Origin of the sequence: Acidovorax sp. ACV02 (genome assembly GCF_014851475.1) — a bacterium.
GTDB lineage: Bacteria > Pseudomonadota > Gammaproteobacteria > Burkholderiales > Burkholderiaceae_C > Acidovorax > Acidovorax delafieldii.
Genome location: NZ_JACUZU010000003.1, coordinates 341,637 through 354,456, shown reverse-complemented (window position 1 = coordinate 354,456; position 12,820 = coordinate 341,637). Strand labels below are relative to the sequence as shown.

Annotated in this window: 10 protein-coding genes; 4 read left to right on the top strand and 6 right to left on the bottom strand. The window is 64.9% G+C overall.

All coding sequences use genetic code 11. From position 1 onward, the window contains the following. The 4 genes from IB236_RS08965 to nosZ all read right to left on the bottom strand — a co-directional run bounded on the left by IB236_RS08965 (window position 1) and on the right by nosZ (window position 6,959). A complete protein-coding gene (locus IB236_RS08965; protein WP_082565034.1) occupies window positions 1-945 on the bottom strand; it encodes an ABC transporter ATP-binding protein in 945 nt (314 codons plus the stop codon). Continuing rightward, complete coding sequence (locus IB236_RS08960; protein WP_192420207.1) at window positions 920-2,197, bottom strand: nitrous oxide reductase family maturation protein NosD; 1,278 nt, start codon at window positions 2,195-2,197, stop codon at window positions 920-922. The genes IB236_RS08965 and IB236_RS08960 overlap by 26 nt, the downstream gene beginning before the upstream one ends. Beyond that, window positions 2,197-4,818: a NosR/NirI family protein gene (locus tag IB236_RS08955; RefSeq protein ID WP_056746754.1), complete on the bottom strand. Its 2,622-nt coding sequence runs from the start codon at window positions 4,816-4,818 to the stop codon at window positions 2,197-2,199. The genes IB236_RS08960 and IB236_RS08955 overlap by 1 nt, the downstream gene beginning before the upstream one ends. A 215-nt stretch (window positions 4,819-5,033) precedes the next feature. Next, window positions 5,034-6,959: a TAT-dependent nitrous-oxide reductase gene (gene nosZ / locus IB236_RS08950; protein ID WP_056746753.1), complete on the bottom strand. Its 1,926-nt coding sequence runs from the start codon at window positions 6,957-6,959 to the stop codon at window positions 5,034-5,036. Window positions 6,960-7,528: 569 nt separating this feature from the next. On the opposite strand from nosZ, the gene IB236_RS08945 reads away from it, so the two are divergent. Together IB236_RS08945 and IB236_RS08940 are read left to right on the top strand one after the other, a co-directional pair. Next, on the top strand, window positions 7,529-7,939 hold the full coding sequence (locus IB236_RS08945) for a cytochrome c5 family protein (protein WP_056746969.1): 411 nt from the start codon (window positions 7,529-7,531) through the stop codon (window positions 7,937-7,939). Between the two features lie 11 nt (window positions 7,940-7,950). Next, complete coding sequence (locus IB236_RS08940) at window positions 7,951-8,997, top strand: FAD:protein FMN transferase (RefSeq protein ID WP_056746752.1); 1,047 nt, start codon at window positions 7,951-7,953, stop codon at window positions 8,995-8,997. Between the two features lie 55 nt (window positions 8,998-9,052). Here the strand turns inward: IB236_RS08940 and IB236_RS08935 are convergent, their stop codons facing one another. Next, window positions 9,053-9,895 carry a symmetrical bis(5'-nucleosyl)-tetraphosphatase gene (locus IB236_RS08935; protein WP_056746751.1) on the bottom strand — a complete coding sequence of 281 codons (843 nt, stop codon included), beginning with the start codon at window positions 9,893-9,895 and terminating at the stop codon, window positions 9,053-9,055. Between the two features lie 35 nt (window positions 9,896-9,930). On the opposite strand from IB236_RS08935, the gene IB236_RS08930 reads away from it, so the two are divergent. Then, complete coding sequence (locus IB236_RS08930) at window positions 9,931-11,226, top strand: hemolysin family protein (RefSeq protein WP_056746750.1); 1,296 nt, start codon at window positions 9,931-9,933, stop codon at window positions 11,224-11,226. Between the two features lie 159 nt (window positions 11,227-11,385). Beyond that, on the top strand, window positions 11,386-11,688 hold the full coding sequence (locus IB236_RS08925; RefSeq protein WP_056058651.1) for an H-NS histone family protein: 303 nt from the start codon (window positions 11,386-11,388) through the stop codon (window positions 11,686-11,688). Window positions 11,689-11,938: 250 nt separating this feature from the next. Here IB236_RS08925 and IB236_RS08920 read toward each other — a convergent pair whose 3' ends face one another. Continuing rightward, the gene (locus IB236_RS08920) at window positions 11,939-12,814 is read right to left on the bottom strand and encodes a helix-turn-helix domain-containing protein (RefSeq protein ID WP_056746749.1); all 876 of its coding nucleotides are present in this window, start codon (window positions 12,812-12,814) and stop codon (window positions 11,939-11,941) included. Window positions 12,815-12,820 lie beyond the last annotated feature (6 nt).

Genomic DNA, 12,820 nt, shown 5'->3' with positions numbered 1-12,820 from the left:
CTAGCCCTTGCGCAGGTCAAAGTACACATCCTCAAGCGAGGGTTCCTGGATCTGCAGGTCCTGCAGCGCGGTGCCCAGCGGTGCCAGCGCACCCAGCACGGCCATCTTGCTGCCGCGCGGGCAGTCCACATGCAGGCCTTCCGCCGTTTCCGTCCCGGTGACGCCGGGCACGGCAGAGAGCAGTCCCAGCGCGGCAGGCCGGTCGGCCGCGGCCAGGGTGAGGTGGATGGTCAGCGGCATGTGCGCCTGCTCGCGCAGTGCCTGCACGCTGCCCAGGGCCTGCAGCTTGCCGGAGGCCAGGATGGCCAGGCGGTCCACGCGCTCCTGCAGTTCGGCCAGGATGTGCGAGGTGATGACGATGGTCACGCCACCCGCTTGCAGCTCGCGCAGCGTGGCGTAGAAGTCGCGGATGGCCTGCGGGTCCAGGCCGTTGGTGGGCTCGTCGAGCAGCAGCACCTGGGGCTCGCCCAGCAGGGCCTGTGCAAACCCCAGGCGCTGGCGCATGCCCTTGGAGTATTCGCGCACGGCGCGGTTGCCCGCGTGGGCCAGGCCCACGCGTTCCAGCAGCGCGGGGCATTGTGTGAGGGGCGCACCCTTGAGGCGGGCGAAGAAACGCAGCGTTTCCAGCCCGTTCAGGTTGTCGTAGAGCACCACGTTCTCGGGCAGGTAGCCCAGGTGGCGGCGGGCGGCACGAAAGTCGCGGCCCTGCACCGTGGCCCCGCCCACCCGGATTTCGCCCGAGGTGGCGGGTGTGAGGCCCAGGATCATCTTGAACAGCGTGCTCTTGCCCGCGCCGTTGTGGCCGATGAGGCCAAAGATCTCGCCGCGCGCGATGCGCAGGTCGATGCCGTCCACGGCGTGCAGTGCGCCGTAGTGCTTGTGCGCGCCCCGCACCTCGATGGCGGGGGGCTCGCTCAGGTCAATGGGGGGAGGGTTGCGTGTCACGCTGAAAATTCCGTTGGGGTTGGTTCGGTTGCATGCGGGGCTTGGGGTCCACCACCGTGGGCACGCGCAGCACCGGAAATTGCTGGCCCACCAGGCGCAGTGCCTGCACGGCAGGGCTGGCCAGCAGCAGCTTGATGGCGGGGTGGCGCCAGGTCAGGCGGTCCACCATGTCGTTGGCTTCGTAGGGCACATCGCCCACGCCGTTGCCGTCGCGGTCCCAGCCCAGGTAGTTGCTCCAGTGGTTGCCGCCGCCGGTGCCCCAGCGCTCGTCGCGGGCGCCTACGTAGCGCACCTGTTCGCGGTTGCCGACGAAGTCGTTGTTGTCCACCTTGTTGCGGGTGGAGCCGGCCGACAGGTGCACGCCCACCGTGTTGCGCGCCACCAGGTTGCCGCGCAGGGTGACGTACTCCACGTCGTAGATGAAGAAGCCCCGGTTGTTCTCGGCCACCACGTTGTTCTCGATCACCGAGTCCTGCATGGTGCGCAGCATGATGCCGTGGTCGGTGTTGCCCCAGGCGCGGTTGTTGCGCACCACCTGGTCGCGCACTTCCATCAGCGCCAGGCCGCCCCGGTTGTAGTAGGTGTCGTTGTCCTCCCACAGGTTGTAGTAGGAGTTCATGTAGTGCGTGCCGTAGCGGCTGTGGTGCAGCTTGTTGCCCCGGAACACGGCGTGGTGCGATACGTCCACATACAGCGCGTCGCGCACAAAGCTGATCTGGTTGCCCTCGATGCGAGCGCCCGTGGTGTTGTACAGCTGCACGCCATTGCCGCGCTGGGACGAGCCCACATCGCGCAGGCCGGTGATGGTGTTGTGCAGCACCTGCACGTCGTTGGCCTTCTCGATCCACAGGCCGAACAGGTTGTAGGTGAGGTCGTTGTGGCGCACCACGGCACGGTGGGCACCGGGGTAGATGTAGATGCCCGCGTTCTGGTCCTTGAGGCTGGTGCCCGAGTCGCGCACGATCAGGCCCTCGATCACCACGTCGGGCGCGGTGACTCGGATGGTGTCGCCCGTCTGGCCGCCGCTGAGCGTGGGGCGGTCGATGCCGCGCAGCGTCAGGGCTTTGTCGATGCGCAGGTTCACGCGGTAGGCGCCGCGCAGCACCTCCACCGTGTCGCCTGGCGCAGCGGCCGTGATGGCAGCTTGCAGGTCTTGCCCGGGGCGCACCTGCACGGTGGCAGCGTGGGTGGGCAGGGCCAGCAGGCACGCAGCCAGCGCCACGAATGCGGTGGCAGCAAGGGGGGGCTTCATCACGCCAACCCCACCACGGCCTTGATGGCCAGGAACAGCGCCGCGCCGATCAGCAGGTTCTTGAAGCCCACATAGCTCAGCATGTCCATCACGCCCGCCTGGCGGTACTGGCCCTGCCACCACGGGCCGTCTTTCACATAGCGCTTGCCCGATAGGCGGATCAGCACCTCGTACACGCTCCAGCCAAACCACCAGCCGATGATGGCGCCCGACGACAACGTGCCCAGGGCGGTCATCACCCAGGCCACGCTGGCGGCGATGGCCAGCGAGAAGCCTGCGATCTGCAGGCCACGGCCAGATGCCCAGCCTTCGCGGCTCCAGGGCCACAGGTGGTCCACCAGCTCCAGCCAGATCCAGCGCAGGCCTTGGCTTCCAGTCTTGTGGGCGGGGTGTGCAGGCGTTGTGGGCATGCGTGGGTCGGGCCCCTGGGCGGCCTTGGCCGAAATCTGATCCTGCACCGTAGCGGGGTGGATCGGGATGAAGTAGCCGTTCGCGCCGATGGGCGTGATCTCCAGGCCGTCCTTTTCGCGGCGCTTGCGCTCTTTTGCCAGGGGCGGGCAGCCCTTGGTGTCGGTGTAGAGCACCATGCAGTCCAGGCAGTGCAGGCATTCGCGATGGTCGATGCGGCCATCGGCGTCAATCGCCTGGGCGCCGCAGCCCACGGCGCAGGCCTTGCAGCTGTTGCAGTCCTGCTTGCGCTTGAGGCCAAACCAGCGGAACGTGCTGGGCATGGCCAGCGAGGCGCCCAGTGGGCAGATGTATTTGCAATAGGGCCGCTCGATGAAGATCGACACGCCCAGGATGGCCGCCACAAACAGGCTGTAGGGCCAGGCGCGGTTCAGCACACCGACGAGGAAGGTGGTCTTGAACGGCTCCACCTCGGCGAGCTTTTCGGCCAGCCCCATCGAGAACATCGACACCACCAGCAACCCGAAGAACACCGCGTACTTGACCCACTTGAGCCGGTCGTGCCACTTCTGCGGCAGCTGGGCCTGAAAGCGCTTGAGGCCCACCGCGCGCGCGATCTTGTAGATGCCCTCCTGCAGCGAGCCAAACGGGCACATCCAGCCGCAGAACAACCCGCGCCCGAACAGGAAGACGGTGACGATGATGAAGATCCAGAACAGGAAGATGAACGGGTCGGACAGGAACAGCGACCAGGTCCACTGGAACAGCAGCGCGTGGAACCAGGTCAGCACCTGCGTGATGGAGGGCTGCGCCATGGCGCCAAAACCGATCCAGCCAATGCTGAGGGCCCAGAAGCTGTACTTGAAGGCGTTGACGGGCCACTTGTTCTTGTGGGTGGACAGGCGGGTGAGCTTTTCGCGCAGGGCGTAGACCACGCTCACGGCGACCAGCAGCACGGCGAACAGCGCGATCTCGACCGCGCGCGACTTCCACACGCGCACCCAGGGGGCGTCGGGCTCGTTGATGGTAGGGCGCCCGCCTTGCAGCGTGGCGGCGGGCAGCCAGTAGGGCGTGTCAAAGCTGGTGAAGCTGCGTGTGCCGGTGGCCCGGTCCACGCGGTTGCCCAGAAAGCTCAGCTTCCACGGATAGGCCGCCGAGAACGCACTCGAGCGGATGATGAAGATGACCGATTCGTTGTAGCTGGGTGCGCCTGCGGCCTCGATGCCGTACAGGTTGAGCGCGTCCAGGTCGCGGAAGGTGAACGAATCTGCGCCTTGGCGCACCTGCACGCGGTCGTAGAGGCCGCCGCGCACAAAGCCCGAGCCCTTGAACGATTCCTTGCCACCGGTGCGGACGATGAAGAAGGCGTGTTCGCCCTCCTTGAGCTGCAGGCGCAGGTTGTTCCAGCCGTTGTCGCCCAGCAGGCTCTTGCCAATGTCGGGGTGGTTCAGATCACCAAACCACAGCTCGATGAACGGGTCGGGGCCTTTGTCCAGGCCCACCTGTTCGGGCAGCACCCGCAGGCGCTGCACGGTGCCTTGTTGCACCAGTTCGGCCCAGCTCAGGCGTTTGCCGGTTTCGGCATAGCGTGCGGGCTCGCGCACCGTGGGCGCGAGGATGCCCACCTGCCGCGCCACGGCCGAGCCCGAGGCCATCATGACCTGGTTCTGCGCGATGACGGTGACCGTGGCGCCCGAGATGGCGTCGAGGCCCAGCACGTTTTCATCGGGGCGCGACTGGCCCACCTCGATCTTGTCGGCCACCGACTTGCCCAGGTACTGGGCGTTGAATTTCAGCAGCGCGGATTCAGGGATGCCCAGCAGCAGGATGGGCTCGGAATGTTTGAGCACCTTCACGCCCACGAAGCGACCTTGTGTGTCCATGCCGATCAGCGTGACCACGGGCTTGCCCGAGTAGGCAGGGGTGTCCGTGATGTCGGTGGAGAGCATCACGTAGCCCAGCAGCTTCTTTTGCGCGCTGTCGTTGTCGTAAGCCTCTACGTAGGGCGGCTGGCCCTTGCGTTCAGAGAAATGGCTGGCGCCGGGAAACACGTCCTTGCACGGCACCAGCGCGCACATGTCGCGCGCGGTAGGCAGGTCCGCAGGCAGTTCGGCCTCGTAGGCGCCTGCCGCAGCATGCGCGCGCGGCGCCAGCCAAAGTGCTGCCAACAAGACCAGAAGAAGCGTGGCGAACTGCCGACGGAGGGAAATCATGGAACTATCTTTTTGATAGCTGCCGGCGCATATTCTTCAAGCGCTAGCGGCCAATATGATTCGAAATGGGGCACAAACGTGACAACTGGCGCGCCCCAGGCGAGAGCAGCCAAGCAAGGGCCGCCCCGCCGCGAGGGCTGCGTCCCCCTTCCCGAATCGCGCAGCGATTCGAGAGAAGGGGGAAGGCGCGCAGCGCCTCAGGGGGATGCTCCGAATCACCCCTCCACGATCATGCGGGTGCGCATTTCCAGATGCAGCGCATGGCAGAAGTGCGTGCAATAGCACCAGAACACACCGGGCTTGTCGGCCACAAAGCTCACCGACTTGGTCTCCAGCGGGTTCACGATGAAGTTCACGTTGTAGTTCGGGATCGCAAAGCCGTGGGTCAAGTCTTCGATCTTGTCCAGGTTGGTCAGGATCAGCGTGACCTCATCGCCCTTCTTGAGCTTGAACTCGCGCAGGCTGAACGCCGGGGCTTGCGAGGTCATCTTCACGGTGACCTTCTTGCCATTGCGGAACACGCCGGACTCCTTGGGGTCCTTGACGGCCAGCGGGAACTCGTCGAGCGTGTAGACCTGCTTGGGACGCACCAGGTCGCGCTTGAAGATGATGAAGTCATGGGGCTCGCCACGCACAGGGTGGTCGGCCAGCAGCACCATCTTTTCGCCAGAGATGTCGATGAGCTGTTCGTTCTCGGGGTGCAGCGGGCCCACGGGCAGGAAGCGGTCCTTGGAGAACTTGCAACCCACCGCCAGGATCTTGCCGTCGGCGGCCTTGGTTTCGGACTGCGACGCGTTCAAGTGGCCGGGCTGGTATTGCACATCGAGGCGGTCCACCACGTACTTGGCGGTCTTGTCGCCTGCGTGGAACTTGATGGCAGCCTCCACGTTCCACTTCACGACCTGGCTGTCCAGGAACAGGGTGGTGTAGGCATTGCCACGGCCGTCGAACGCGGTGTGCAGTGGGCCCAGGCCCAGCTCCACTTCGGCCACGATGGCGGAGTCCAGCTTTTCGAGCTTGCCGTCAAAGTAGTCCAGCACCTTGGCCAGCTCGATCACGGTGCCAGTGGGCGAGAGCTTACCGGCGCAGATGAAGTACTTGCCATCGGGGCTGGCGTTCACGCCGTGCGGGTTCTTGGGCACCGACACATAGGCGGTGAGGGCCGTCTTTGGGTCCGTGTTGGCTTCGTGCGTGCCGTCCACCACAGGTACCTTGCTGGTGCCGATGGTCTTGAACTTGCCAGCCTTCACGGCGGCCTCGATGCGGCCCACGTTGAAGAACAGGCAGGCGTCGCGTTCGGCGGACATCATGTCCTCGTACTTCGCGCCCATCTCGGTGTTGTACTGGTTGGTGGCGGCCAGCTTGCCGTCGTACGACGTGGCCACCAGGTCGCAGTTGCCGTCGATCAGCACTTGCCAGCGCACTTCCATCGTTTCTGCATCCACGCAGCTGAACATGGAGCGGTATTTGCTGGAGTCTTCGGTGCCCGTGTTGGGCATGGGAATGGCGAACTCACCGCCGCAGAACACGCGCGTGGTGTAGTTGATGGCCGGGTCCACCGGGTCGGCCTTGTCCGGGAAGATGCCGTGAAAGCCCTGCACGTTGGGCAGTTTGGTGATCTTGTCGCACACAAAGTAATCGAGGCGGATGCGCGCGATGCGGCTGTTGATCTTGTCGTTGATCCAGGCGTAGCGGCCGTCGTAGTTGCCGTCCTTGTACGAGGCGTGCGTGTGGTGGGTGTCGGCCACCGTGTATTCGAGGTGGCCATCGGCCTTGGTGCCCATCACGGCCTTGGATTCGTTGGTGATGCCCCAGCCCACCAGTGCGTCAGGCACGAAGCAGGGGATGCGTGTGATTTCGCGGCCCGAGGGCAGGCCCAGCACGCGCATGTCGCCCGTATGGCCGCCGCTCCACAGACCGTAGTAGGTGTCCAGTTCGCCGGGCTTGAGGTGGGGGTTGGCACCGCCGGCCGCGTGGCTGGCGGCGGGGGCTGCCGATGCCGGTGCCGCAGGTGTGGCGGCGCTGGGCTTTTCGTTGCAGGCGGCAACGCCTGCGGTCAGGCCCACCAGGGCTGCCGTGTTGATGAAACTGCGTCGGCCCAGGCCAGCAGCGGGAAGGGAACTGTCTTTTCTCTCGGTCATGGTTTTCCTCTTGGGGATCGCTCAGTTGAAAAGGGGTGGTGCACGCGCAGGGGGGCTGAGCGCCATCCCTGTGCGAGCGGAAAGTGATGTGTGAAAGAGGGGCGCCAATGGAGGCGCTGCCGCGGTGGTGTTTGCTGTGATCGGGGTAGCGGGTGGAGCGTCGGCGGCCAGGCACAAGGGGCAATCAAGGCCGGCGCTATCTGCCGCCACCAGGCCCTCTGCGGTCTTCACCACCAGCCGGGTGCCACCGGTGCCGGAGCAGACCAGCTCCAGGGCACGGGGCGCTATCAGCGGCGAAGCCGCTGCTGCAGCCAGCGCCATGACAAACCACGCCAGCAACCAAAGGCGCAGGGTTCGTACGGTTGGATGGCTTTGCATGGGGCGGATAATAGATTCATGTAATATGAATCAATTTGATCTGGATCATGTTCTGGCGAGGCCTGTAACTGCCCAAAAGGGCCTGTTGCCTCTAAAGTTCATGCACCGGTCTGAAGTGGCGCTGCATGCATTTCGTGCGCAGTCACAGGCCCCCTCAGATGTTTTTAACCATCAAGAACAGGATGTATGCGATGCAAAAGAAAACCGAGTGGGTCGCCGTAGCGATCTTGGCCGCGCTGCTGGCCGGTTGTGGCGACAAGAAGTCGGAACCTGCACCTGCTGCCGCACCCGCTGCAGCGACGACCCCGGCGCCCGCGGCGGCCCCTGCCGCCCCGGCTGTCGCAGAAAACGAAGTGGGCAAGGGCGTGTTCGGCAAGACCTGCGCCATGTGCCATGCCGCGGGCGTGGCCGGTGCCCCCAAGCCAGGCGACAAGGCCGATTGGGGCCCGCGCATTGCCCAGGGCAAGGACACGCTGTACAAGCACGCTATCGAGGGCTTTACCGGGGCCAAAGGCATGATGCCTGCCAAGGGAGGCTCCGCCAACCTGACCGATGACGAGGTCAAGGCCGCCGTGGACTTCATGGCCGACAAATCGCTCTGAGCGCAGACGCCATGCAGCAAGCTTCTCTGCATTCCCACGGTCTGTTGCGCCGTCGCATGGTGATGGCGCTGCCCTTGCTGGGTGGTGCGACCTGGGGCGCCAGCGCGGCAGCCCACGCGAGGGTGGTGTCTGAACGCAGCTCGCGGCCACTGATGGGCACGCAGGTGGATATGGCTGTGGAGGGTGTTGACGCCCTGCTGCTGCGCCGCGCCATGGACCGGGCCTATGCCGAGATGCAGAGGCTGGAGGCGCTCATGAGCCGCTACCAGCCACGCAGCGTGGTCAGCCGCATCAACCTGGCTGCGGGCGTGACGCCGGTGCAGGTTCCGGCCGAGGTCATGGCGGTGCTGCAAAGCGCACAGCGTGTGTCGGCAGCGAGCCATGGGGCCTTTGATGCCACTGTGGGAGCTTTCAGGTCCTGGAACTTTGGCCCTGGCGAAAAGGTGGTGCCAGGCGCCAGCGAGATCGCGCGGCAACTGCCGCTGGTGGATGCACGCGGTCTGGTGCTGGATGTCGCCGCAGGCACTGCCTACCTGGCTCGCCAGGGCATGGCGCTGGATTTGGGTGGCATCGCCAAACTCCCGATTCTGAAAGCCGGCATGGACATGCTGCGCTCCGAAGGGGTCGAGAATGCCATGATCAATGGTGGCGGTGATGTGCTGACCCAGGGGTTATGGCAAGGCAGACCCTGGCGTGTGGGCTTGCGCGACCCGCGGTCTCCCGAGCGCTTGCTGGGCGTCGTGGCGGTGGCAGGCACCGGTGTGGTGGCCTCTTCAGGGGACTATGAACGCTTCTTCTTTCACGAAGGCCAGCGCCAGCACCATGTACTCAACCCGCGTACGGGGCGCCCGGCATCCGGGGTGCATGGCGTGAGTCTGGTGGCGCGGGATGTGGCAGCCGTCAACGGACTGGGCGCCGCGCTCATGGTGAAGGGCCCGCAGGCGGGCAGGGCGCTGGCGCAGCGTATGCCGGGGCTGGCTGTGTTGATCGCCGGGCAGGATGGTGGTGTCTGGCAGTCTGCCGCCATGTCGGCCTTGCTCGAGCCTATGCCGTCTTGAGTCGGTTGTGGCTCTGAGCGAGCTGGCGGGCCTTTGCGAGATGGTCTCCAGACACTCAGCCCGGGGCCTGGGCCTGCTCGCAGTGCACCTGCAGCAGCTCCCGCTGTCCCAGCGTGGCGCCGAAACGCACGGCGCTCAGGCACCCCCCCCATACACAGCCAGTGTCCAGGCCCAGCAGGTCGCTGCGGTTGAGCCACCCCAAGGTGGACCAGTGGCCAAAGGCCATCAGCGTGCCAGCGGTGCGCCGGCCCGGCACATCAAACCAGGGCATCAGGCCCTCTGGGGCAGCGCTGGCGCTTTCGGTGCTTTCAAAATCCATCACACCCTCGGATGAGCAAAAGCGCATGCGCGTTAGCGCGTTCACGATCACGCGCAGCCGGTCGGAGCCTGTGAGGGTATCGCTCCAGTGGTCCGGCGTGTTGCCATACATGCTGTGCAAGAAGGCGGGCAGGTCCGGGCTACCCAGCACGGCATGGACCTCCTGCGCGCGTTCCAGGGTGTCTGTGGGGGTCCAGGTGGGGACCACGCCCGCATGCACCATCAGCAGGGTCTGGCCGGCATGCTCGTGGGCCCGTGCCAATGGCTGGTGGCGCAGCCACTCGAGCAAAGCGCTGCGGTCTGGGGCGTCGAGCACCGAGGCCAGGGTGTCCCGGCGCGAAGGCTTGCGTGCGCCGTGTGCGGCAGCGAGCAAGTGCAGGTCGTGGTTGCCCAGCAGGCAGCGGATGGCGTCGCCCTGCTGCATGCAGCGGCGCAGCACGGCGGCGGAGTCGGGGCCGCGGTTGACGAGGTCCCCCAGCAGGTACACCGTGTCACGGCTGGCAGAAAAGCCGATGGTGTCCAGCAGGCGCCCCAGGGCGTCGTCGCAGCCCTGAATGTCGCCGATACAGTAAAGTGCCATGATGGTCGTCGGTTGCAAACCTGATTGAGTGAAGCATGGATTTTCTGCTGATCGCGCTGCTGACCCTGCTCAACGGCGTGTTCGCGATGTCCGAGCTGGCGCTGGCGTCAAGTCGAAGGTCGCGGCTGACCGCCATGGCCGAGGCGGGTGACAAGGGCGCACAGGCCGCTCTGGCGCTGCTTGAGAACCCCACGCAGTTTTTGTCCTCGGTGCAAGTGGGCATCACCTCCATTGGCATGCTCAACGGCATTCTCGGAGAGGCTGCTTTCAGCGATGACCTGGGGCTGTGGCTGCAGCAGCTCGGGATGCCTGTGCGGGCCGCCAGCATCACCGCCACCGCGCTGGTGGTAACCGTCATCACCTTCGTCACCATCGTGTTTGGCGAACTGGTGCCCAAACGCATCGGACAGCTCTATCCCGAGGCGGTGTCCCGCCTGGTGGCGCGACCCATGGCCTGGGTGGCCCGGGTGGCCAAGCCTTTTGTGCGCCTGTTGTCGCTCTCAACCCAAGGGGTGCTGCGCCTGATGCAGGTGGACAACACAGCAGGGCGTTCGGTCACGGAAGAAGAAATCGTTGCCAGCCTGGAAGAAGGGCGCGAGGCCGGTGTGATCGAGCACCATGAGCACCAGATGGTGCAAAACGTGTTTCGCCTGGATGATCGGCCATTGACCTCGCTGATGGTGCCGCGCAGTGATGTGGGCTGGCTCGATGCAGGGTGGTCGGTGTTGCAGGGCTTGCAGCAGGCGGGCCGTGGCGGCGAGCATGCCGCGCATTCGTGGTACCCCGTGTGTCGCAACTCTCTGGACGAGGTGGTGGGTATTGTGAGCGTGGCCCGGTTGCTGGAGCTGGGGCCTGATGCGCCCGGCACGCTGGAACAGTATGTGAAGCCCGCCGCCTTTTTGCCCGAGACCTTGAGCGGCATGGAGCTGCTGGAGCAGTTTCGAGCGCGCTCGGGGCGCATGGTGTTTGTGGTGGACGAATATGGCGTGGTGCAAGGCATCATGACCCCGCACGATCTGCTCGAAGCCATTACCGGTGAATTGCAGCCCGGCGCTGCCGCCGATGCCTGGGCCACCCCGCGTGGTGATGGCGCATGGCTGCTGGATGGGCTGATGCCTGTGTCCGAACTCAAGGCCCGCCTGGATATTCGAGATCTGCCGCAGGAAGACCGTGGGCGGTATAACACCCTGGCGGGGTTTTTGATGGCAGAAACGGGGCATTTACCTGCCGTAGGCGAACAGATTGTGTGCGTGGGCTGGATATTCGAGGTGCTGGCCCTGGAGGGCAAACGCATTGACCGCGTATTGGCACAGCCTGACAGCGCACTTTGAAGCCTTTGTGGCTTCTTGGACCACCGGCTGTCCAGGTGCTGAATATGCCAGGCAGTATTTTTGTGGTTTCTTAATGCAAAATCTTTACCCCGGCGTGTGCTCGCAGCGGTTATCCATATAATCGCGCTGTCACCAACCCCATTTTCTTATTCAGACACCATGACCAGCTACAAAGAACTTTTGAAGCAGCGTGAAGCGCTTGAGCAACAAATCAGCGAAGCCCGTCGCCGAGAATTGTCGGACGCTGTTTCCCAAGTGCGCGCCTTGGTGGCCGAATATGGTCTGACCGCCCAGGATGTGTTCCCCGCAGGCAAGGCCGCAGGGAAAACTGGCCGCAGCTCTACGGCAGGCACCAAAGTGGCCCCCAAATACCGCGACCCGGCGACTGGCCAGACATGGACCGGCCGTGGCAAGGCACCCAAGTGGATTCAGAACGAAAACCGCGAAAAGTTCGCCATCTGAGAATCGGCATTCGCTGCACTCAAAAAAAATAGCCCGCAACTGCGGGCTATTTTTTTGGGTGGCCTGGCACGGGGCGCCGAACTACCCAGCCTGGCCCCACACCTGGAGCCTTCATACATCGCTGGCGACACAAAATCTGCGCCCTGCATTCACTGGGTGGATACCGCAAAATCACGCTATCCCAACCAGCCACTGCCCACGGAACCCAAAAATTCGGTCCGCGTGTGGTGGTTCAACGCACCCCAGGCAGTCAATCCGCAGCATATTGCTGCGCCATCTCCCGCAGTACCTGGGCAGTAAATGCGTCGGCCGGGAAAAACGATTCCACCGCCAGCTCCTGCAGCGTCACATCCACTGGCGTGCCGAATATCGTCGTGGTGCTGATGAGCGACAGCATGCCGTGCATGCTATTGAAACAAAACGGCATCACCACACCCAGCATTTCTCCCGCCATGACGAGTGGTGTGGATTCATCGGGCGCGGGGTATTCCAGCAGTTCGGCCTGCAGGGCCAGCAATGCCGGGTCCCCCGTGGCATGAATCTGCTGGCGCAGGCGCTCAAAGAGGTGGTGGCGCCATTGCGCCAGATTGGCGATGCGTGACGCCAGGCCGTCGGGGTGCAGGCTCAGGCGGAACACGTTGATGGGGGGCACGAGCAGTTCAGGGCTCACGTGCGCGGCCAGCAAGGCCTGCGCTGCGCGGTTGGCAGCCACCACGTTCCAGCAGCGGTCGAGCGCGATGGCGGGGCAGGGCTCATGGCCCTTGAGCACCAGCTCGACGGCCTGGCGCGCTGCGGTCAGTGCCGGGTCGTCCAGCGCGCGTTCTCGGTACATGGGGGCGTAGCCGGCTGCCACCAGCAGTGCGTTGCGTTCGCGCAGCGGGATGGCCAGGCGCTCGCACAGGCGCAGCACCATGTCACGGCTGGGATTGGTGCGGCCGGTTTCCATGAAGCTCACGTGCCGCGTGGAGATGTCTGCCTCGTCGGCCAGCTCCAGCTGACTCAGGTGCCGCTGCTGGCGCCAGGTGCGCAGGTGGTCGCCAAAACTGGCAGGCCCCGCCGCTGTGCTGCGGTGCGGCAGCGGATGGCGCGGGGTGCGGCGAGAGGGGGTGGAGGGTGCGGACGTCATGCCTCG

Bases quoted from the DNA above. Each gene is read 5' to 3' on its own strand.
- IB236_RS08960 (WP_192420207.1), bottom strand. From the start codon at position 2,197: ATGAAGCCCCCCCTTGCTGCCACCGCATTCGTGGCGCTGGCTGCGTGC.
- IB236_RS08955 (WP_056746754.1), bottom strand. From the start codon at position 4,818: ATGATTTCCCTCCGTCGGCAGTTCGCCACGCTTCTTCTGGTCTTGTTG.
- nosZ (WP_056746753.1), bottom strand. From the start codon at position 6,959: ATGACCGAGAGAAAAGACAGTTCCCTTCCCGCTGCTGGCCTGGGCCGA.
- IB236_RS08945 (WP_056746969.1), top strand. From the start codon at position 7,529: ATGCAAAAGAAAACCGAGTGGGTCGCCGTAGCGATCTTGGCCGCGCTG.
- IB236_RS08940 (WP_056746752.1), top strand. From the start codon at position 7,951: ATGCAGCAAGCTTCTCTGCATTCCCACGGTCTGTTGCGCCGTCGCATG.
- IB236_RS08935 (WP_056746751.1), bottom strand. From the start codon at position 9,895: ATGGCACTTTACTGTATCGGCGACATTCAGGGCTGCGACGACGCCCTG.
- IB236_RS08930 (WP_056746750.1), top strand. From the start codon at position 9,931: ATGGATTTTCTGCTGATCGCGCTGCTGACCCTGCTCAACGGCGTGTTC.
- IB236_RS08925 (WP_056058651.1), top strand. From the start codon at position 11,386: ATGACCAGCTACAAAGAACTTTTGAAGCAGCGTGAAGCGCTTGAGCAA.
- IB236_RS08920 (WP_056746749.1), bottom strand. From the start codon at position 12,814: ATGACGTCCGCACCCTCCACCCCCTCTCGCCGCACCCCGCGCCATCCG.